Origin of the sequence: Streptomyces sp. NBC_01232 (assembly GCF_035989885.1) — a bacterium.
In the GTDB taxonomy this organism is placed as follows: domain Bacteria; phylum Actinomycetota; class Actinomycetes; order Streptomycetales; family Streptomycetaceae; genus Streptomyces.
The window spans coordinates 5,247,246-5,265,052 of record NZ_CP108518.1; the positions used below are offsets into that span (position 1 = coordinate 5,247,246).

Consider the following 17,807-nt stretch of genomic DNA (forward strand, 5'->3'; position numbering starts at 1 on the left):
GCGCTCACGGCGCGCCGCCTTCCGTGACGCCGGTCCCGCGGGTCCGCGCAAGATGCGCCGAGGCGCTCTGCAGCTCCCCGGTCAGCGACTCCACCGTCGCCGCCATGTTCTGCGTCGCCTGCACCTTGAAGGCGTCGATCGCGTCCAGCGTCCGGTAGATCTGCGCGAACGCCGTCCGCAGGGTCTCCACGCCCACCGCCGGATCGGCCGCGATCCGCTGGATCTCGCCGCTCTGCGTCGACAGCATCTCCGCGTTGCCCCGGATCAGCTCCTCGGTGGTCCCCTTCAGGGCGCTGACCTGCTCGATCACCTTGCGCTGGTTGTCGAGGGCGGAAGCCAGCATCACGGCGATCCGCAGCGCGGACACCGTGGTGGTCGCGGCCCGGTCGACGCCCTTGATCAGCTCGTCGTTGTTGCGCCGGACCACGTCCATCGCCAGATAGCCCTGCGCGCAGACGGCCAGCTGCGTCAGCAGGTCCTGGTGCTTCTGCCGGACCGGGAAGAGCACGTCCGCGCGCAGCGCGTCGGCCGCCCCCGGATCGGTGTGCTCCGCCTCGGCGATCCGCTGCTCGACGGCCCCGTCCAGGGCCTCGCTGAGGACCGCGCACTCCTGGAGCCTGCCCATCGTCTCCCACAGGCGCGAACGCTCGGTGTGCAGGGCCGCGTTGTCGCGGCGCAGTTCGTCCTGGCCGCTGCGCAGCGAGCCCACGATCCTGTTGAGGGTGGCCTGCGAGGAGGCGTACTTCGCCACGTGGTCGCGGAACCTGTTGCCGCCCGGCAGCTTCGCGAGCAGCTTGCGGGCCCCCTTGGCGGGCGTGTCCCGGGGGTCGAGGTCCTCGACGGTGCGCCGCAGTTCGACCAGGGACCCGGCGACGCGGGCCTGGGCGTCACCGCCGCCGTCCGGGCCCAGCGAGCGTACGGCCCGCTCCAGCATGCGGTTGGACTGCTGGGCGGCGGTGCGGATGTCGGCCGAGCCGAGGCCGGCCATCTCGTTGATGCGCCGGGCGAATTCGGGGGAGCGGGCGTCGACCGCGGTGAGCGAGCCGACGTACTCCCGGGCCCGGCGGGCCATCTCCTCGCGGACGCCGTCCTGGAGCGGGACCAGCCCGGCGGCCTGCTCCCTGCGTACGGGGGCGACGGGCTCCGGGGGGCTCAGACGGAAGGACGTGTCCTCGGGCGGTGTCAGTGTCATGGTGTGTCCCCCTGCCCCTTGGCGCGCTGGGACAGCGCCATGAGGATCTTGACGGTGGGTGTGCCGACCTGGCGGATGCCGGTCAGCCCCGTGTTGAGGTAGGCGGTGTGCGGCGCCGTCGCGGCGGTGAACTCGGCCACGCCCTCCTGCGGGCGGAACCCGCGGTGCACGGCCAGCTCGCGCAGCTTCGGATCGGTGGCGAGGAGGGTGCCCAGCTCCTTCGCCCGCTCGGTCAGCGGGACGAAGGTGTGCGCCGAATTGACGGTGGTGTCCGGGTAGAGCACGACCATGTCGCCCGGATCCTGCTTCTGTATCAGGAGCGAGGCCACCTGGGATTCGTACACCAGGATCAGCGGTTCGCCGCTGCCGCTGATGAAGGCCCGGAAGGGGTCGTCGGTGCTGGGCTCCAGGGCGCCCTGGACGGAGATCAGCTTGCGCATCAGCGGCGCGGTGCGGGCGATGCCCGCGTCGTCGGCCACCACGCTGCTGCCGTTGGCGACGTTGGACGTGGCGGCGAGGAACAGGGCGCCGGAGTTCGAGGAGGCCGGGTCGGTGGTCTTGATGAACACCGTGCCGGTCAGTTCGGTGTGGGCCGCGGAGCCGGTCAGCTGCTGCCAGGTGCGGTCCTCGCCGGAGGCCTTGAGGAAGGGGCCCATGAGCAGGGTCCCGGAGTTCTTGCCGGTCATCCTGGCCAGGCCGTTGCCGGCCAGTACCTCGGCCGCGCCGTGGCGGGCGACGACGACGAGCGGGGAGAAGAACGGCTTGGTCTCCTGGGCCCCCTTGAGCCCGGCGGCGGCCGCTACCTCCTTGGCGGGTTCACTGCTGCTGGGGAAGGCGAAGTCGTACTCCTTCAGGGCGAGTTGATCCATCGCCCAGGAGCCGGAGGTCTCCGTCTTCACGGTGTAGCCCTTGGCTGCAAGGGCCTTGACGACATCGGGGTCGCGGAAGAATTCCGACTTCTCCGAGCCGATGACGCCACGCACGGTCTTCGTTGCCGTGGTTTCTGGGTGATCCTGCCCCTGGAAGGCGACGACGTAGAGCACGCCGCCGATCAGGAGGAGGCCCAGGAAGATTCCTAGGATGCGTCTCACGGGTGCAGCGTGCTCGCGGAAACCCACATTCCGCAGTGAGTCGAATGAACGTCAGGTGTCCAGGCGGTCCCACTTCGAAATGCTGTGTGGGCCCGTGGGTGCTGGTGGGCGGGGCGGCGGCCCGGGAGGATCGGGGCATGGGCGTGAGCGCGTTGAAGTGGCAGGGCTGGCTGGTCGGCCTGGTGACGGTGGCCGGGCTGCTGGTGTTCGCCCCGCTGGGCCTGTACGTGTGGGCGAGCGGCGGCGATCCGCCGCAGGCACCGCCGCGGGCGGCGGTCGAGGACGTACGGGTCACCGGGTGCCGAATCGATCCGGCCAGCCGCCGGGTGGTGGCCGCGGTGGAGGCGGCGGGGCGGGCCGAGGGCCCCGGTACGTACGTGGTCACGGTCGAGTTCCGCGACAGCGCCGAGGCGGACCCGGGCAGGCGGGCGGCGCAGGCGCTGGTGAAGATCCCGGGAGTGGCCCCGGGCGCGACCGAGTACGCGGAGGCGGTCGGCCCGGTGTGGCCGGTGGCGACGGTGCCCTGGTGCGGGGTCGCCGGCGCGGAGTTCGCGCGGGCGTCCTAGGCCGCGGTCGGCAGGGGGTCGCCACCGGTCCTCACCGGAGGGCGGTCAGCGGTTCCGGTTCACCTGGATGACGACGGTGCTGCACACCTTGTCGGCGAACGTCTGCTTCTTCTCGTCCCACAGCGGCCACAGGTAGCCGATGTAGCAGGCGGCGCCGTCGAGGAAGTGCGCCAGCTTGCGGACGAACGCCATGCCGAAGCCGAGCGTGGCCCCGTCGAGCTCGCGGTGCACGCTGATGCCGACGATCTTCTTGCCGGTCGACTGGCCGGTGGAGCCTTCCTTGTACAGCTGGAAGAAGGCCATGCCGAGGGTGTAGAGCATGCCGATCATGCTGAGGATGCCGGCGATCGTCTCGGTCGACTCGTCGCTGGCGATGGCCGCGCCGATACCGATCAGCGCGTACATCGGACCCACGATGATCAGCAGGTCGAGCAGGTACGCGCCGACGCGCAGACCCCAGTGGGCCAGCGGCGGCATCCCCGTGCCCGGCATGCCCGGCATGCCCGGCGCGTGCGCGCCCGGCTGCGGGTACGCGCCGTACGGGGGCGGCGGGGTCTGCTGCGGGTAGCCGTACTGCGGAGCGGCGCCCTGCGGCGGCTGCTGGGGGTAGCCGTACTGCGGGGGGACGCCCTGCGGGGCCTGCTGGGGGTGGCCGGGCTGGCCCTGCGGGGGCTGCTGGCCGTAGGGGTTGTTCGGGTCGCCGAAGCTCATGGGCGAGTCTCTCCAGAATGCTCGAACGGGGACGTAGCGGAGTGGAGGAAATCGGCCATGTGGAGCGGCCTCCCCCGTGCTGCCGCGATCTTTCAGCCCTCATCGTGTTCGGAGCACCGGAATCTGTCCAATTCCCGCCCGTGCGGCAGGCCCGCGCGGGAGGAACGTGGCACCCGGTCCGGAGCCTCCGCGGCCCCGGACCGGGGCCGTCTAGAGGGCGCCGGCCAGGTCCAGGGACTTCAGGGCGGCGGCGTGCGCGTCCATGCGCTCGGCGGCGAGGATCGCGACGGTGGTGTCGGCGCGGGACGCGGCGACGAGGAGTGCGCGGGCGGCGAGGTCGTGCGCGCGCTGGTGCAGGGCGGCGGAGTCCTCGGGGGAGTGCCGCTGCGCGCGGGCGGGCTGGGCGCCGCGAAGTCGCGTGACCTGGGCGGCGATCTCGGCCGCGCCCTCGCCGAGCCCGAGCTCGTCGGTGACGGCGAGGAGGGCGGCGAGGTGGCCGGCGAGCTGGATGTCCAGCGCTTCGCCGCGGCTGCTGTGCGGGTACTCGGCCGGGGTGGCGCCCATGCGGTGGACGACCGGCTTCGTGCGGATCGGCTCGTACATGAGATGGCCTCCTGCGTGGTCAGGGGACCATCCTACATTGGATTGGTTCTAAAGTTGAGCTGAATCCTATTGCTGGGGGCGTGTCTCGCCGGCTGGACACCGGCGAGACCGCCCGTGCGCGACTACAGCTGGCTGTAGCCGTCGAGGAAGTTCCCGATCCGCGTCACGGCGTCGGCCAGGTCCTTGGCGTTCGGCAGCGTCACGATGCGGAAGTGGTCGGGCTCGGGCCAGTTGAAGCCCGTACCGTGCACCACCATGATCTTCTCGGCCCGCAGCAGGTCGAGGACCATCTGCCGGTCGTCCTTGATCTTGTAGACGGACGGGTCCAGCCGCGGGAAGGCGTACAGCGCGCCCTTCGGCTTCACGCAGGTGACGCCCGGGATCTGGGTGAGCAGCTCGTACGCGACGTTGCGCTGCTCCAGGATCCGCCCGCCGGGCAGGACCAGGTCCTCGATCGACTGCCGGCCGCCGAGCGCGGTGGCCACGGCGTACTGCGAGGGCATGTTCGCGCACAGGCGCATGTTCGCCAGAACCGTGAGGCCCTCGATGTAGCAGGCGGCGTGCTTCTTGGGGCCGCAGACCGCCATCCAGCCGGCGCGGTAGCCGGCGACGCGGTAGTTCTTCGAGAGGCCGTTGAACGTCAGCGTCAGCAGGTCGGGGGCGATGGCGGCGGTGTTGTGGTGCACGGCGCCGTCGTAGAGGATCCGGTCGTAGATCTCGTCCGAGCAGACGACGAGGTTGTGGCGGCGCGCGATGTCCGTGAGCCCGCGCAGCATCTCTTCGTCGTAGACGGCGCCGGTCGGGTTGTTCGGGTTGATGATGACGATCGCCTTGGTGCGATCGGTGACCTTGCGCTCGATGTCGGCGAGGTCGGGCATCCAGTCGGCCTGCTCGTCGCAGCGGTAGTGCACGGCCGTGCCGCCGGCGAGGGACACGGAGGCGGTCCACAGCGGGTAGTCCGGGGCGGGGACCAGTACCTCGTCGCCGTCGTCGAGCAGCGCCTGCATCGACATCTGGATCAGCTCGGAGACGCCGTTGCCGAGGTAGATGTCCTCGACGTCCAGGTCGATGCCCTTGGTCTGGTAGTGCTGCATGACCGCGCGGCGCGCGGAGAGCAGCCCCTTCGCGTCACCGTAACCGTGGGCGGAGCCCAGGTTGCGGAGCATGTCCTCAAGGATCTCCGGAGGGCAGTCGAAGCCGAAGGCCGCGGGGTTGCCCGTGTTGAGCTTGAGGATGCGATGACCTGCTGCTTCGAGCCGCATCGCCTCTTCGAGCACGGGGCCGCGGATCTCGTAACAGACATTGGCGAGTTTGGTTGACTGGATCACCTGCATGACGGGAGCTTACGGGCCCGGGTGCGAGCTTGACGTGTGTTTTCGAAGAGAGGTCCGGAGGGGGGTTTGTCCCGTTTCGGGTAATGGGTGGGTGGGGGAGTGGTCCCCCCTTGGAATCCGGGGCCGCGCCCGCGTCCGACCTGCGGAATCGGTGGGGCGGGGGGCTGTGCGAGCCGCGCGGTGTTGCGCTCGTCACCCCGGGTGGCCCGAAAGGCCGCGGCGGCCCGGTACGCCGCACGGGTGCGCCGCGGGAGCGAGCCGTATGAGTACGGGGGATGAGTACGCACACTCATGCGGCTGTCGGTGCCGCGGTGGAGGCTGGACGCATGAACCAGGGCGAGTGGAAGCCGGCGGACTACCGCCGGGGCACCGAACGGATCGGCACGGTCATCGTCGCCGTGGCGGGCGCCCTCATGGCAGCAGGGGTGGTCTTCACCGTGTGCCTGCTGCTGGTCCTGCACGGCGGCAACTGAGGGGCGCGAGACAGTGGTTTTCGTAGTCGGTGACATGGAGATCGCCACGGTCGGCACGGATGGCGACGACCGGGCGATCGAGTTCCTGGTCAGGCCGGAGGGCTTCGTGGAGGAGGGTCGCTTCGCGATCTCCCGCGAGCACGACCAGGACTGGGAGGCGGCCCGCCTGACCATCGACCCCGGCTCGGGCAGCGTCCCGCTGGCGGCGGTGGAATGGGCGGTGGAGTTCGCCCGCGAGTACCTCTGAGGGGGCGGGGTCGGGTCGGGGGTGGTGGCGGTGGGTCGGGGTCGGGGTCGGGGGGTGGGGCGGTGGCTTCGGGGGGGCGGGAGCCGCGCGGACGGCATCAGAGACGCGTATGGGGGTTTCCCGTCAGTCCCATCGTCCCTCCGTGTCGAGCCGGTCCCTCAAGGGCGCTCCTTCGTCGCGTCGCTACGCGATGTCGCTGCGCTCCACCCTTGACCGACCGTCCCGACGCGGAGAGACGATGAGGCTGACGGGAAACCCCCATACACATCCCAGACCACCGCCCCAGCGGCTCCCGCCGTCCCCGAAGCCCCCGCCCCCACCCGCTACGGCCCCGCGTGAGCGGCGCGGCCCTGGAGGGCCGGCCATGCCGTCGGACGGATCCTGGGTGCGCGGTGCCTGTGGGCTTCGAAGGCGAGCAGGGCGGCTCCTGCGGCGACCGTCGTGAGGATCGGCAGTGCCAGGGCCAGCTGCCAGGTGGCCCAGGTTCCCAGGGCGGTCACCAGCGTCGCCGACGGAGCGGCGGCGACGGCCAGCAGCAGCGTGATCCTGGCCCAGAGCGGCAGCCTGCGGCTCACCGCGGCGGTCGCCAGGCCCAGGGCCACGCTCGCCGTGAGGGTCACGGCCAGGCCCACGAGGGCGGCGACGAGGGCGAGGGCCAGGGCGAGGAGTATCAGGATCAGGCCCATGTCGTGTCCACCTTCGGTCTCGTGGCAACCCGTCGCGAGGGCAGGCGGATTCGCATTCCCGCTGCTCCGGCAGGTTCACCGGAGGCCATCCTGCCAGACGATTGAACATGTTCAACAGTGCCCCCGGTGTCACCCGTAGGCCCCGGTGTCGGAGGCGGGGTCCGGCGGCGGGGGCGTGGCACGATCGCGGGATGGAGTACCGGTACGCCACCGAGGTCGATGCGCCCGCGATGGCGGAGCTCTTCGCCGCCAACCACCACGACGCGCTGAGTGAACGGCAGCGGGCGGAGCAGGGTTTCGTGCAGGGCGGGTTCGACGTCGGCGCGCTGCGGGCGATGGCCGGTGCGCGGGAGCTGCTGGTCGCGGACTACGGCGGCGGCCGGATCGCCGGTCTGCTCGCGCTGTCCGTGCCCACGGCCCTGGCCGATCCGCCGCCCCCGGTCGCCGGCCTGCTCCGGACCCAGGGGGCCCTGGACTGGCAGGGCCGCCCCCTGGCCGAGGTGCGCTGGCTGCTCTACGGGCCCGTCGTGGTCGCCGCCGCGTACCGGGGGCGCGGTGTGGCCCGGGCGCTGTTCACCATGGCCGTGGCGGCGGCAGCGGAGCGCGCCGAAGCCGTGGTCGCCTTCATCGAGGCCGGGAACGCGCCGTCCTGGAAGGTGCACGTCGACGCCTTCGGCATGGTCCCGCTGGGCGACTACGTCGTGGGCGGACGCACGTACACCGCGGTGGCCGCGCCCACCCTCTAGGGGGCTCCGGCCTCGGCTCAGGCCTCGCGCTCCAGGATCACCAGCGGGATCTCGCGGGGCCGCGCCGCGGCGCGGTCGTCCTCGAACGGGGGCCACAGGGCCGTCATCATCTCCCAGTACGTCTCGCGCTCCACCGGCGTGGCGGTGCGCGCCTGCGCCGTGAAGGCGGCGGCGCCGACCTGGAGGCGGACCTCCGGGTGGCTGCTGAGGTTCCGGTACCAGTGGGGGTGTTCCGGGGCGCCGTACGCGGAGGCCAGGACGATGTACGTGCCCGCGTCCCGGCCGTAGATCAGCGGGGTGCGGACGGTGCGGCCGGTGGCGCGGTCGAGCGTCGTCAGCAGGAGGGTGGGGACCCCGTGCCAGAGGTGCCCGTCGGCTCCCGCGGTGCTCACGTAGGCGCGGACGTGGTCGAGCCGTGGGCCGGGTCGCGGGTCGGTGGGGTGGTCCCAGTCGACATCGAGTGCGTGCATTTTCCAGTCCTTAGCGTCGTGTCCCCCTTGCGGCTAACGAGCATTAACGATTCTGGATGCGCCCGACCCGTAGCGCATGCCCACAGGTCTGGACCAAGCTCGTCGTATGGATCTGGAGCTGAGGCACCTCAAGATCGTCAGGGCCGTCGCCGACGCCGGGAGCCTGACCCGGGCCGCCACCGCGCTCGGTCTCGCGCAGCCCGCGCTCAGTACGCAGCTGAAGCGCATCGAGCGGGTGCTGGGCGGGACGCTGTTCGTGCGCGGGCGCGACGGCGTACGGACCACCGCGCTCGGGGAGCTGGTGCTGGAGCGGGCCAGGGTGCTGCTGCCCGCGGTGTGCGAGCTGCAGGAGGACGCCCGGCGGTTCGCCCTCCAGGGGGCGCACGGCTACCGGCTCGGCGGCACGCACGGGCCGCTGCTCGGCGGCCTCGTGGACCGGCTCGCCCACCGGGAACCCGGCGTGCCCGTGACCACGTACACCTCCTGGTCCGAGAAGGAGGTCGCCGGCGGCGTCGCCGACGGCCGCCTGGACTTCGCGATGGTCGGGGTCTGCGGGGAGAGCGCGCCGCCCGAGCCGGGGCGCCTCGCCTGGATGGAGGTGGCCCGCGACCCCGTGTACGTGATGCTCGCCGAGGACCATCCGCTGGCCCCGGCCCCGCGCACGGAGATCGAGCTGGCCGAGCTGGCCGCCGAGGCGTGGACGGACGTCCCCGGCGACGGCTGCTTCGGCGACTGCTTCGCCGCGGCCTGCGTGCGGGCCGGTTTCACGCCCGCCTGCGTCTACGAGACCGACACCGCCTCCTGCGTGCACCTGGTGCAGGTGGGCCGGGCGGTCGGGCTCTGCCGGGCCACCTTCCCGGTGACCCCGGGCGTGGTCACGAGGCCGCTCGCCGGGACCCCGCTCATGTGGCGGCACCTGCTGGGATGGCATCCCGCGGCGCGCGCGGCGGCCCGGGCCGCGGAGGTACTGGAGCACGCCCGGGCCGCGCACGCGCAGGCACTGGCCCGATCCGCCGGAGCTCACCCACCGGGCCTCCCGCCGGGCCGTACGGACCGCCTCCGGCGCAAAGACGGCTCCGCCCCGGGGGGCGACCCCGGTGCGGAGCTGTCGGCAGCATCCGTATCGCGCTGAGGCCGTGGGCGTCGTACCTACGGCAGATAGCGCTCGATGACCTGCGGGCCCTCCTTCTCCATCAGCTGACGCGCCTTCTCGACCCGCTCCGGAGTCGGGTCGTGGCCGGTCACCATCACGAGGTCCTCGGGGTCGTACGGTCGCTCCCCGCCTGTGAAGAGCCGGTCCGACCGTGTGGGCTGCTCGTCGGGTTCACTGACCATCGCGTACCTCCTACGTTTTTCCCCTGGCCCCATCCTCCGGCCGCCGTCCCATGAACGCACCTCGGCCGCGGGCGGGCGGCCGGGAGGCCGCCCGAAGGCGAGGGGCATAACACCGGGGGAGGGGCCAACCGGCAGCTCCCGCAGGCCGGTTCGGATTTCTACGGTTTCCGCAGACCCCCACCGGAAACCGAGGAGATCCCCCATGCTCAAGCGACACGCCCGCGCGGCGTGTACCGCCCTGGCCGCCGCCGGGCTGCTGCTGGCCGGGACCGGCGGCGCCACCGCCGATTCCGCCCCCGCCGCACCGTCGGCCGCGGCCACCCTGCGCACCGCCGACGCCCCGCCCGAGCTGCTCGCCGCCATGCAGCGCGACCTCGGCCTGACCCCCACGCAGGCCAAGGCGCGACTCGCCCACGAGGCCGAGGCGGGGGCCACCGCCGCCCGGCTGCGGATGCGGCTCGGCGCCTCCTTCGCCGGGGCCTGGGTGGACGGGGCCGATGCCGGCACCCTCACCGTGGCCACCACCCGGGCCGCCGACACCGCCGCGATACGGGCCACCGGGGCCCGCCCGAAGCTCGTCACCCGCACCCTGGCCGGCCTGGACGCCGACCGGGCCGCACTGGACCGGGCAGCCGGCCGCGCGACCCCGGTCCGCTACGTCGACCCGCGCTCGAACACCGTCGTCGTCGAGGAGACCGAGCCGGGCGCGGCCGCCGCGCTGCTGGCCGCCACTGGGACCGACGCCGCCCGCGTCACCGTGGTCCGTACGGCCGAGGCCCCGCGCCCGCTGTACGACCTGCGGGGCGGGGACGCGTACTACATGAACGGCAGCGGCCGCTGCTCCGTGGGCTTCCCCGTCACCAAGGGGTCCACGAACGGCTTCGCCACCGCCGGGCACTGCGGCCGCGCCGGGACCACCACCAGCGGCTTCAACCAGGTCGCCCAGGGCTCGTTCCAGGCATCGGTCTTCCCCGGCAACGACATGGCCTGGGTGGCCGCCAACGCCCAGTGGACCGCGACCCCGTACGTCAAGGGCAGCGGCGGCGCGAACGTGCAGGTCACCGGATCGGTGCTGCAGCCGGTCGGGGCCTCGGTGTGCCGTTCCGGATCGACCACCGGATGGCACTGCGGCACGATCCAGCAGCACGGCACCAGCGTCACCTACCCCGAGGGCACCATCTCCGGCGTGACCCGTACGACGGTCTGTGCCGAGCCGGGCGACTCGGGCGGCTCCTACATCTCCGGGAGCCAGGCCCAGGGCGTCACCTCGGGCGGTTCCGGCAACTGCTCCAGCGGCGGGACCACCTTCTTCCAGCCGCTGAACCCGGTCCTGTCGGCGTACGGTCTGACCCTCAAGGTCAGCGGCAGCGACCCGGGCCCGGGCCCCGGCCCGGGTGAGCCCGAGCCGGGCGGCACCTGGAGGGCGGGCACCGTCTACGCGGTCGGTGCCACCGTCACCCACGGCGGGGCGACCTACCGCTGCATCCAGGGGCACCAGGCGCAGACCGGCTGGGAGCCGCCGAACGTCCCGGCGCTCTGGCAGCGGGTCTGACGGACCCGCGCGAGGCCGGGATGCGGTGCCGTGACTGCCAAGGGGGGAGTCACGGCACCTGCGCGTGCCGGCGGGGCGCTCAGACGAGGACGGCGGCCAGAGTGCCGAGCGCGCCGAAGACGGTCAGCAGGCCGCAGATCGCCAGGTTCACCGTCCGGTGCTCCCAGAAGACCGCGACGAACTCCCGGATGGTGGCGCTCGGCCAGTAGTACTTCGCGGTGGGGGAGCCCAGGACCTGCCCGTTGACCCCGGTCTTGCGCGCCAGCATCGCGGCCCGGAAGGCATGGAAGTTGTTGGTGACCACCACGCAGCGGTAGCCCGGATCGTGCGCCTCCATGATCTCCCGGCTGAAGCGCATGTTCTCCTCGGTCGTGGTGGACCGGTCCTCCAGCACGATGTGCTCGGCGGGGACGCCCTCCGCGATCAGCCAGTCCGCCATCGCCCGGGCTTCGGCGACCTTCTCGTCCGAGCCCTTGCCGCCCGAGACGAGCAGCACCGGCGGCCGGCCGCTCCGGGCGAGCTGGCCCTCGTAGATCTGCTGTCCCTTGCGCAGGCGCGAGGCGAGCAGCGGCGGCACGCGGTCCCCGCCGACCAGTCCGGAGCCCAGCATCACCACGTGGTCGACGTCGCCGCGCACCTTGATCCGCCCGTAGAGGAAGGCGTAGCCGAGGAAGCAGAAGAAGACGAAGGAGACGTAGCCGGCGACCACGGTGAGCGTTCCGGCGATGCCGCCCAGAATCGGGGAGCCGCTCACCCCGACGAGGATCAGCAGCGCGATCAGCGCGAAGATCGCCAGGCCCGCGAGCATCGACAGGAGGTTGGCCGGTCGCATGCCCTCCTTGCGGACCATGATCATGCCGTTGCGGACGAGGAAGACGCCCAGCCCCAGGACGGCGAACGCGGGTGAGGCGAAGGCCAGTACGACGACCGCGACGGCCGCCCAGGTGGGCAGCTTGCCCACCTGGAGGAAGAGGGCGGAGAAGGCGCAGAGGAAGGTCAGCCCCAGGAGCACGGCATTGCTGAAGCGGCGCCGGTCCTGCCGGACGCTTATGCAGAACGCGAGGAAAAGCAGGACGGCGAGGACGAAGGCGACCATGGCGCCCATCGTAGATGCCGGATCTACCGCGGATCGCGTCCGGTTCGGCGCACCGACCGGCCCGCCAGCACCTGGGTGCGCCGCCCGTCGCGCATGACGAAGCGCCCGTCGATCAGGACGTGCGGGATGCCCGTCGGCAGGACGCGGGGCCGCTCATACGTGGACCCGGCCGCGACCGTGCCGGGGTCGAAGAGGACGAGATCGGCGCGGTATCCCGTGCGGACCAGGCCCCGGTCGGGCAGCCGCAGGCGCGCCGCGGGGCGGCCGGCCAGGTGTGCCACGCACTCCTCCAGGGAGAGCAGGCCGAGTTCGCGGACGTAGTGGCCGAGGTAGTGGGGGAAGGTTCCGTAGGCGCGCGGGTGCGGTTTCGCGCCCTGGAGGATGCCGTCGGAGCCGCCGGTGTGGACGCGGTGGCGCATGATCGCCCGGACGTTCTCCTCGTGGCCGACGTGCTGGAGGACCGTCGGCGCGAGCCGGTCCGCCAGCAGCAGCCTGCGCGCGGTCTCCCAGCCGTCCAGGCGCGTGCCGACGTACGGGGCCAGGGCGGGGTCGGCGGTGCCCGAGATCTCGATCGTCGGCCAGTCGACGGGGACCCCGTGGCAGCCGTCGGAGCCCTCGACCTCCAGCGCCCGCCGGATCCGCCCGGCCTGGTCTTCGTCGCGCAGCCGGGCGAGGACCGCCTCCGGGCCGCCCTCGTTGGCCCAGCCGGGCAGGAGGGCGACGAGGGTGGTGCAGCCGGGGGTGTACGGGTAGCTGTCGAGGGTGATGTCGGCGCCGTCGGCCAGGGCGGCGTCGAGCAGGGCGAGCAGCTCGGGGGCCCGGCCGCGGTTCTCGCCGAAGTTCATGGTGGCGTGCGCGAGGTGCAGCGCGCAGCCGGCCTCCCGGGCGAGGGCGACCATCTCGGCGTAGGCGGCCAGCGCGCCGTGGCCGTAACTGCGGTGGTGCGGGCAGTAGTAGCCGCCGTACCGGGCCACGACCCGGCACAGCTCGGTCAGTTCGGCCCCGGAGGCGTACATGCCGGGGGTGTAGGTGAGCCCGGAGGACAGGCCGACGGCGCCCTGGGCCAGGCCGTCCGCGACGAGCCGGCGCATCCGGTCCAGCTCGGCCCCGGTCGCCGGGCGGTCGTCCCAGCCGAGGACATGGGCGCGGACCGTGCCCTGGGGGACCAGGTAGGCGGCGTTGACCGCGATGCCCTCACCGCCGAAGCCGCGGTCGAGGCGGTCGAGGTACTCCCCGACCGTGCGCCAGTCGAAGTCGACGTCGTCGCCGGGGCCGTTCCAGCCGGCGATGGCGGCCCGCACCTCGCCCAGCGTGCGGTCGTCGACCGGCGCGTACGACAGGCCGTCCTGGCCGAGGACCTCGAGGGTCACGCCCTGGGCGGCCTTCGCGCTGTGGTCCGGGTCGCGGAGCAGCGCGAGGTCGCTGTGGGCGTGCATGTCGATGAAGCCCGGGGCGAGGGCGAGGCCGTGCGCGTCGAGGTTCTCGCGACCTGCGGGCAGCCTGCCGATCCCGGCGATCCGGCCCTCGTGGACGCCGACGTCGGCGGTGTACGAGGGCCCGCCCGTGCCGTCGACGACGCGGGCCCCCCGGATGACCAGGTCCACCGGCCGGCGCCTAGAAGAAGGTGCGGACGTAGTCGGTGACGGTGCCGTCGGCCTCCACGACCGGGATCAGCGGCCACTTCTCGAAGATCGTGCAGGGGTGGGACATGCCGAGGGCCACCCAGTCGCCCACGGCCACGTCCCCGGCCGCGTCGGTCTCCAGCCAGGCGTGCTGGTCGGACAGCTTGACCACGCGGACGCCGGTGGCGGGCCGCTCCTCGCCGGTGAGGGCGTCGCGCACCAGCTCGGCCTCGGGCAGGCCCAGGTCGTAGGCGATGTCGCGCTTGCCCGCGTTGACGAAGGCCTGGGTGGGTGAGGGCCGGGAGACGACCTGGGTCCACAGGCGGAAGGCCGGGCGCAGGCCGCCCTCCTCCGGGTGCCGGTTGAAGGGGGTCAGCCGGGTGTACCAGCCGTGGTCGTGGGAGACGTACGCGCCGGAGCGGAGCAGCTTGAGGACCGGGCGGGAGAGCTCCGGGAGCTCGGCGAACACGTCGGCGACCGCGTCGAACCACGCGGAACCGCCGGCGCTGACGACGATCTCCTCGAGGTCGGCGGCGAACCGGCCCGCCTTGTCGAACTCGACGGCCAGCGCGGTCAGCCGGCGCAGGTAGGCGTGGACGGAGGCGGGATCGGCGCCCGGGACCTCGGCCTCGTAGCCGCCCATGCCGACGAGGCGCAGGGTGCCGGCCGCAGCGACGGCGTCGGCCACCGCACGGCAGTCCTCGTCGCTACGGGCCCCGGTGCGGGCCCCCTCGCCGGCGCCGAGCTCGACGACGACGTCGATGCGGGCGGCCGGGGTCCGGCCCTGCAGGGAGCGGTCCATGAGCTCGACCCCGCGCACGGAGTCGACGTAGCAGACGAAGCGGAAGCCGGGGTCGGCGGCGAGCTCGTCGGCGACCCAGCGCAGCGCGGCGGGATCGACGAGCTCGTTCGCGAGGAAGATCCGCTGGATGCCGAAGGCGCGGTAGACGCGGGCCTGGTGGGGGACGGCGGCGGTGATGCCCCACGCGCCGTGGTCCAGCTGGCGGCGGAAGAGCTGCGGGGACATGCAGGTCTTGCCGTGCGGGGCGAAGGCCAGGTCGTGGCGGGCGGCGTAGGCGCCGAGCGCGCGGAGGTTGTGCTCCAGCGCGTCCGCGTCGAGGGTCAGGACGGGGGTGGTGAAGCCGCCGGTGTGCAGGTCCCGCCGCTCGGCGGCGAGCTGCCCGACGGTGAGGCCCTGCGCCTGGGCGTCCGGGGGAAGGCCCTTGAACCGGTGGTCGACCGGCTCGTCGGAGAGGTCCTTGACGGGGTCGCTGTCGCTGGCCATGCGGTGCCTCCGTGTTGCGCTTTGTGCAACGGTCGTTGCGTGTGTCGCTGCATGCTGTCTAACATCCGGCATGACGGTGGGTCAACGTGCGGAAGATCCAGCCTCACCGGCGATCGGACACGGGTCCGGGCGGATTCCGGTGCGCCGACGGAGCCGGTGGTCGTCGTGACCGTAGGGGAGGACGCGGGATGAGCCAGTCGGTCGAAAGGGCACTCGGCATCCTGCCCCTGCTCGCGCGAGGCCCCGCCACCCTCGGCGCGGTCGCCGACGAGCTCGGCGTGCACAAGAGCACCGCCCTGCGCCTCCTGCGCACCCTGCACGAACACGGCTTCGTCTACCGCCAGGCCGACGGCCGCTACCGCCTCGGCGCACAGCTCTTCGCGCTCGCCGCCGAGGCCATCGAGAACCTGGACGTACGGGAGATCGCGCACCCCCACCTGGTGGAGCTGAACAGGGCCACGGGCCACACCGTTCACCTCGCCCTCCACCAGGACGACGAGGTCGTGTACGTCGACAAGGTCGACAGCCGCTACCCGGTCCGCATGTACTCCCGCATCGGCAGACCCGTGCCCCTCACGGTCGCCGCCGTCGCCAAACTGCTCCTCGCCGACCTGCCCGCGGCCGAGCGCCGGGCTCTCGCCGACCGGATCGACTACCCCCGCTACACCGCCCGTTCGACCCCGGACGCGGCCGCCTTCCTGAGCGAGCTGGACCTCGTACGGGAGCAGGGCTGGGCCACCGATCTCGGCGGGCACGAGGAGTCCATCAACTGCCTCGGGGCGCCCGTGCACGGGCCGGACGGGCGGGTCGTCGCCGCGCTGTCGGTGTCGGCGCCCGGGGTGGTCGTCGCCGCCGAGGGGCTGCTCGAACTGCTGCCGCAGGTACTGCGCACCGCCGAAGCCATCAGCCGGGACTATTCAGGAGCACAGGAGAGCACGTGACCGAGAAGACCGCCCTCACGCCCGACACCCACACCGCGCCGCCCGCGAAGTTCTCGCACGGCGTCCGGAAGGGCAACATCCTCCAGGTCGCCGGCCAGGTCGGCTTCCTCCCGCACGTCGACGGGCAGCCGCCCACCCCGGCCGGGCCGACGCTGCGCGAGCAGACCCTCCAGACGCTGGAGAACGTCCGCTCCGTCCTGGAGGCCGGCGGTGCGGGCTGGGACGACGTGATGATGATCCGCGTCTACCTCACCGACACCGGGCACTTCGCCGAGATGAACGGCATCTACAACGCCTATTTCGAGGAGCAGGGCCTGAAGGAGGCGCCCGCCGCCCGCACCACCGTGTACGTGGGCCTGCCGGCCGGGCTGCTCATCGAGATCGACGCCCTCGCCGTCCTGGGCTGAGCCGGGTACGCGGGCGGGGCGCCCCCCTGGCGGTGGGGCGCCCCCTTTCACGCGCATCACACGCAGCACGCGCATCACACGGTCACGGTGCCGCGCAGTACTGGGCCTCCTTGCCGATCGAGCGGTACATGCAGTCCGCGTTCTCCAGCAGCTGGAGCACCGCGTCCTTGTTGCGCGCGGTCTCGCGGTCGATGACCTCGTCCGGCGGGTAGAAGCCGCCGCCGCCGCTCTCCGGGTACATCTCGAAGGTGTAGGAGAAGATCTTCTGGTTGCCCCACAGCCAGTCGTCGATCGTGCCGTCCGTGATGTAGAGGTCGCTCGACTGCTCCGGCGTGTAGCCGTTGCTCGCCGCCATGCTGGTGCCGATCTTCTTGTAGACGGCGAGGTCGTCGGCGGTCAGGCCCGGGGCGGTGTCGTTGTAGGTGTAGCCGAAGGGCCACAGGACGAGCTCGCTGTAGGTGTGGAAGTCGATGGCGGCCTTGATCTGCTGCTTGCCGCCGACCACCCGGCTGCGTACGAAGTCCGAGACGACCTTCACCTCGGGCGCCGACTCGGCGGCCGCGCCCCGGTAGGTCTCGGAGCTCTTGCTGCTGCTGGAGCCGCCGCAGCAGCCCCACTTGTAGTTCCAGTTGCGGTTCTCGTCGGTGCCGACGTAGGAGGAGCCGGCGTTCGGCTGGCGGTTCTTGCGCCAGGAGCGGTAGGAACCGGTGGCGATGTCGTACTCGCCGCCGTCCGGGTTGAGGTCCGGGATGATCCAGATCTCGCGGCCGTTGACCGCGTTCGTGACCCGGGAGTCGCTGCCGTACTTGGAGGCGAACTCCTTGAGCAGGTACAGCGCCATCTCGACGGTCAGGTGCTCGCGCGCGTGCTGGTGGGCGGTGAAGAGCACCTCGGGCTCGGCCTCGTCCGACGCGACGTTGTCGCTGATCTTGATGGCGAAGAGGTCCCGGCCCTGGTACGACTTTCCGATCACCCGCTTGCTCGTGATCGAGGGGTACTGGGCGACGAGCTGATTGATCTCCGCCGTCGCCTCGGCGTAGTTGTGGTACCTCGAGTCCGCCGACGGGAAGTCCATCGGGCTCGCCGCGATACCGGGCAGGGAGCGGTCCGGGGGTCCGGGCAGGGCGGTCGGCCGGTAGCCGAGCCGCTTGAGCTCCTTGGCCTGCATGGTGTCGGCGCTGACCACGACGGTGTGGTCGTCCACCTCGTCGATCGAGACGCCGGTGCGGAGCAGGGCGGTGCGGTCGGCCGCGGTGGAGGGGCCGTGGATCCGGTACTGGACGATCGCCTCGTCCTGGGTGGCGGTCGACGGGGTGGGCGGAGGGGAAGCCGTCGCGCTCATGCCGTAGGCGGGTGCGCCCAGCGCGAGCGCCAGCAGGGCCGCCGTGACGGCGGCCCTTCGGCGGGTATGGAGCCGCATGCAGTCTCCTGGGTGGGGAGTGTGGGGGTA

General features: G+C 72.3%; 20 protein-coding genes. 8 read left to right on the plus strand and 12 right to left on the minus strand.

Annotation, left to right across the window (positions count from 1 at the left end; all coding sequences use genetic code 11):
- Positions 1–4 precede the first annotated feature (4 nt).
- Together OG444_RS24395 and OG444_RS24400 are read right to left on the minus strand one after the other, a co-directional pair.
- The gene (locus OG444_RS24395; protein WP_327264170.1) at positions 5–1,192 is read right to left on the minus strand and encodes a toxic anion resistance protein; all 1,188 of its coding nucleotides are present in this window, start codon (positions 1,190–1,192) and stop codon (positions 5–7) included.
- On the minus strand, positions 1,189–2,283 hold the full coding sequence (locus OG444_RS24400; RefSeq protein WP_327264171.1) for a hypothetical protein: 1,095 nt from the start codon (positions 2,281–2,283) through the stop codon (positions 1,189–1,191). The genes OG444_RS24395 and OG444_RS24400 overlap by 4 nt, the downstream gene beginning before the upstream one ends.
- A 143-nt stretch (positions 2,284–2,426) precedes the next feature.
- Here OG444_RS24400 and OG444_RS24405 point away from each other — a divergent pair, with 143 nt between their 5' ends.
- Positions 2,427–2,849 carry a hypothetical protein gene (locus OG444_RS24405; RefSeq protein WP_327264172.1) on the plus strand — a complete coding sequence of 141 codons (423 nt, stop codon included), beginning with the start codon at positions 2,427–2,429 and terminating at the stop codon, positions 2,847–2,849.
- A 45-nt stretch (positions 2,850–2,894) separates the two neighbouring features.
- Here the strand turns inward: OG444_RS24405 and OG444_RS24410 are convergent, their stop codons facing one another.
- The 3 genes from OG444_RS24410 to OG444_RS24420 form a co-directional block, all read right to left on the minus strand.
- Positions 2,895–3,560 carry an RDD family protein gene (locus OG444_RS24410; protein ID WP_327264173.1) on the minus strand — a complete coding sequence of 222 codons (666 nt, stop codon included), beginning with the start codon at positions 3,558–3,560 and terminating at the stop codon, positions 2,895–2,897.
- A gap of 210 nt (positions 3,561–3,770) precedes the next feature.
- The gene (locus OG444_RS24415) at positions 3,771–4,163 is read right to left on the minus strand and encodes an SCO4983 family protein (protein WP_327264174.1); all 393 of its coding nucleotides are present in this window, start codon (positions 4,161–4,163) and stop codon (positions 3,771–3,773) included.
- 122 nt (positions 4,164–4,285) lie between these two features.
- The gene (locus tag OG444_RS24420; protein WP_327264175.1) at positions 4,286–5,497 is read right to left on the minus strand and encodes a pyridoxal phosphate-dependent aminotransferase; all 1,212 of its coding nucleotides are present in this window, start codon (positions 5,495–5,497) and stop codon (positions 4,286–4,288) included.
- Between the two features lie 326 nt (positions 5,498–5,823).
- On the opposite strand from OG444_RS24420, the gene OG444_RS24425 reads away from it, so the two are divergent.
- Both OG444_RS24425 and OG444_RS24430 read left to right on the plus strand, forming a co-directional pair.
- Positions 5,824–5,970: a hypothetical protein gene (locus tag OG444_RS24425; protein ID WP_327264176.1), complete on the plus strand. Its 147-nt coding sequence runs from the start codon at positions 5,824–5,826 to the stop codon at positions 5,968–5,970.
- A 34-nt stretch (positions 5,971–6,004) separates the two neighbouring features.
- Entirely contained in the window at positions 6,005–6,217 is a 213-nt protein-coding gene (locus OG444_RS24430; protein WP_327264177.1) for a hypothetical protein, read from the plus strand.
- Between the two features lie 323 nt (positions 6,218–6,540).
- Here the strand turns inward: OG444_RS24430 and OG444_RS24435 are convergent, their stop codons facing one another.
- A complete protein-coding gene (locus OG444_RS24435) occupies positions 6,541–6,903 on the minus strand; it encodes a hypothetical protein (protein ID WP_327264178.1) in 363 nt (120 codons plus the stop codon).
- Positions 6,904–7,094: 191 nt separating this feature from the next.
- On the opposite strand from OG444_RS24435, the gene OG444_RS24440 reads away from it, so the two are divergent.
- Positions 7,095–7,649 (plus strand): GNAT family N-acetyltransferase, encoded by a 555-nt coding sequence (locus tag OG444_RS24440; protein ID WP_327264179.1) that lies wholly within the window; start codon positions 7,095–7,097, stop codon positions 7,647–7,649.
- Between the two features lie 17 nt (positions 7,650–7,666).
- Here the strand turns inward: OG444_RS24440 and OG444_RS24445 are convergent, their stop codons facing one another.
- The gene (locus OG444_RS24445) at positions 7,667–8,119 is read right to left on the minus strand and encodes a nitroreductase/quinone reductase family protein (RefSeq protein ID WP_327264180.1); all 453 of its coding nucleotides are present in this window, start codon (positions 8,117–8,119) and stop codon (positions 7,667–7,669) included.
- A gap of 106 nt (positions 8,120–8,225) precedes the next feature.
- On the opposite strand from OG444_RS24445, the gene OG444_RS24450 reads away from it, so the two are divergent.
- The gene (locus tag OG444_RS24450) at positions 8,226–9,251 is read left to right on the plus strand and encodes a LysR family transcriptional regulator (RefSeq protein ID WP_327264181.1); all 1,026 of its coding nucleotides are present in this window, start codon (positions 8,226–8,228) and stop codon (positions 9,249–9,251) included.
- 17 nt (positions 9,252–9,268) lie between these two features.
- Here OG444_RS24450 and OG444_RS24455 read toward each other — a convergent pair whose 3' ends face one another.
- Entirely contained in the window at positions 9,269–9,454 is a 186-nt protein-coding gene (locus tag OG444_RS24455; RefSeq protein ID WP_327264182.1) for a hypothetical protein, read from the minus strand.
- Between the two features lie 202 nt (positions 9,455–9,656).
- Between OG444_RS24455 and OG444_RS24460 the strand changes: the two genes are divergently transcribed.
- Complete coding sequence (locus tag OG444_RS24460) at positions 9,657–11,006, plus strand: carbohydrate-binding protein (protein ID WP_327264183.1); 1,350 nt, start codon at positions 9,657–9,659, stop codon at positions 11,004–11,006.
- 79 nt (positions 11,007–11,085) lie between these two features.
- Here the strand turns inward: OG444_RS24460 and OG444_RS24465 are convergent, their stop codons facing one another.
- Genes OG444_RS24465 through OG444_RS24475 form a run of 3 tightly spaced genes read right to left on the minus strand, consistent with a single transcriptional unit; the run spans position 11,086 to position 15,009 of the window.
- Positions 11,086–12,102, minus strand: coding sequence for a YdcF family protein (locus OG444_RS24465; protein ID WP_327264184.1), 1,017 nt, complete (start codon positions 12,100–12,102; stop codon positions 11,086–11,088).
- Between the two features lie 23 nt (positions 12,103–12,125).
- Complete coding sequence (locus OG444_RS24470) at positions 12,126–13,706, minus strand: N-acyl-D-amino-acid deacylase family protein (protein ID WP_327264185.1); 1,581 nt, start codon at positions 13,704–13,706, stop codon at positions 12,126–12,128.
- A gap of 10 nt (positions 13,707–13,716) precedes the next feature.
- Positions 13,717–15,009 carry an alanine racemase gene (locus tag OG444_RS24475; RefSeq protein WP_327264186.1) on the minus strand — a complete coding sequence of 431 codons (1,293 nt, stop codon included), beginning with the start codon at positions 15,007–15,009 and terminating at the stop codon, positions 13,717–13,719.
- 188 nt (positions 15,010–15,197) lie between these two features.
- Between OG444_RS24475 and OG444_RS24480 the strand changes: the two genes are divergently transcribed.
- Together OG444_RS24480 and OG444_RS24485 are read left to right on the plus strand one after the other, a co-directional pair.
- On the plus strand, positions 15,198–15,950 hold the full coding sequence (locus OG444_RS24480) for an IclR family transcriptional regulator (RefSeq protein ID WP_327264187.1): 753 nt from the start codon (positions 15,198–15,200) through the stop codon (positions 15,948–15,950).
- A complete protein-coding gene (locus tag OG444_RS24485) occupies positions 15,947–16,357 on the plus strand; it encodes a RidA family protein (RefSeq protein ID WP_327264188.1) in 411 nt (136 codons plus the stop codon). The genes OG444_RS24480 and OG444_RS24485 overlap by 4 nt, the downstream gene beginning before the upstream one ends.
- An 82-nt stretch (positions 16,358–16,439) precedes the next feature.
- On the opposite strand, the gene OG444_RS24490 is transcribed toward OG444_RS24485, so the two are convergent.
- Positions 16,440–17,777, minus strand: coding sequence for a M14 family metallopeptidase (locus tag OG444_RS24490; RefSeq protein WP_327264189.1), 1,338 nt, complete (start codon positions 17,775–17,777; stop codon positions 16,440–16,442).
- Positions 17,778–17,807 lie beyond the last annotated feature (30 nt).

What these genes read in the sequence shown, in the direction of transcription:
- OG444_RS24395 (WP_327264170.1), bottom strand. Translation starts at nt 1,192, where the DNA reads ATGACACTGACACCGCCCGAGGACACGTCCTTCCGTCTGAGCCCCCCG.
- OG444_RS24410 (WP_327264173.1), bottom strand. Translation starts at nt 3,560, where the DNA reads ATGAGCTTCGGCGACCCGAACAACCCCTACGGCCAGCAGCCCCCGCAG.
- OG444_RS24415 (WP_327264174.1), bottom strand. Translation starts at nt 4,163, where the DNA reads ATGTACGAGCCGATCCGCACGAAGCCGGTCGTCCACCGCATGGGCGCC.
- OG444_RS24420 (WP_327264175.1), bottom strand. Translation starts at nt 5,497, where the DNA reads ATGCAGGTGATCCAGTCAACCAAACTCGCCAATGTCTGTTACGAGATC.
- OG444_RS24425 (WP_327264176.1), top strand. Translation starts at nt 5,824, where the DNA reads ATGAACCAGGGCGAGTGGAAGCCGGCGGACTACCGCCGGGGCACCGAA.
- OG444_RS24430 (WP_327264177.1), top strand. Translation starts at nt 6,005, where the DNA reads ATGGAGATCGCCACGGTCGGCACGGATGGCGACGACCGGGCGATCGAG.
- OG444_RS24435 (WP_327264178.1), bottom strand. Translation starts at nt 6,903, where the DNA reads ATGGGCCTGATCCTGATACTCCTCGCCCTGGCCCTCGCCCTCGTCGCC.
- OG444_RS24440 (WP_327264179.1), top strand. Translation starts at nt 7,095, where the DNA reads ATGGAGTACCGGTACGCCACCGAGGTCGATGCGCCCGCGATGGCGGAG.
- OG444_RS24445 (WP_327264180.1), bottom strand. Translation starts at nt 8,119, where the DNA reads ATGCACGCACTCGATGTCGACTGGGACCACCCCACCGACCCGCGACCC.
- OG444_RS24450 (WP_327264181.1), top strand. Translation starts at nt 8,226, where the DNA reads ATGGATCTGGAGCTGAGGCACCTCAAGATCGTCAGGGCCGTCGCCGAC.
- OG444_RS24455 (WP_327264182.1), bottom strand. Translation starts at nt 9,454, where the DNA reads ATGGTCAGTGAACCCGACGAGCAGCCCACACGGTCGGACCGGCTCTTC.
- OG444_RS24460 (WP_327264183.1), top strand. Translation starts at nt 9,657, where the DNA reads ATGCTCAAGCGACACGCCCGCGCGGCGTGTACCGCCCTGGCCGCCGCC.
- OG444_RS24465 (WP_327264184.1), bottom strand. Translation starts at nt 12,102, where the DNA reads ATGGTCGCCTTCGTCCTCGCCGTCCTGCTTTTCCTCGCGTTCTGCATA.
- OG444_RS24475 (WP_327264186.1), bottom strand. Translation starts at nt 15,009, where the DNA reads ATGGCCAGCGACAGCGACCCCGTCAAGGACCTCTCCGACGAGCCGGTC.
- OG444_RS24480 (WP_327264187.1), top strand. Translation starts at nt 15,198, where the DNA reads ATGAGCCAGTCGGTCGAAAGGGCACTCGGCATCCTGCCCCTGCTCGCG.
- OG444_RS24490 (WP_327264189.1), bottom strand. Translation starts at nt 17,777, where the DNA reads ATGCGGCTCCATACCCGCCGAAGGGCCGCCGTCACGGCGGCCCTGCTG.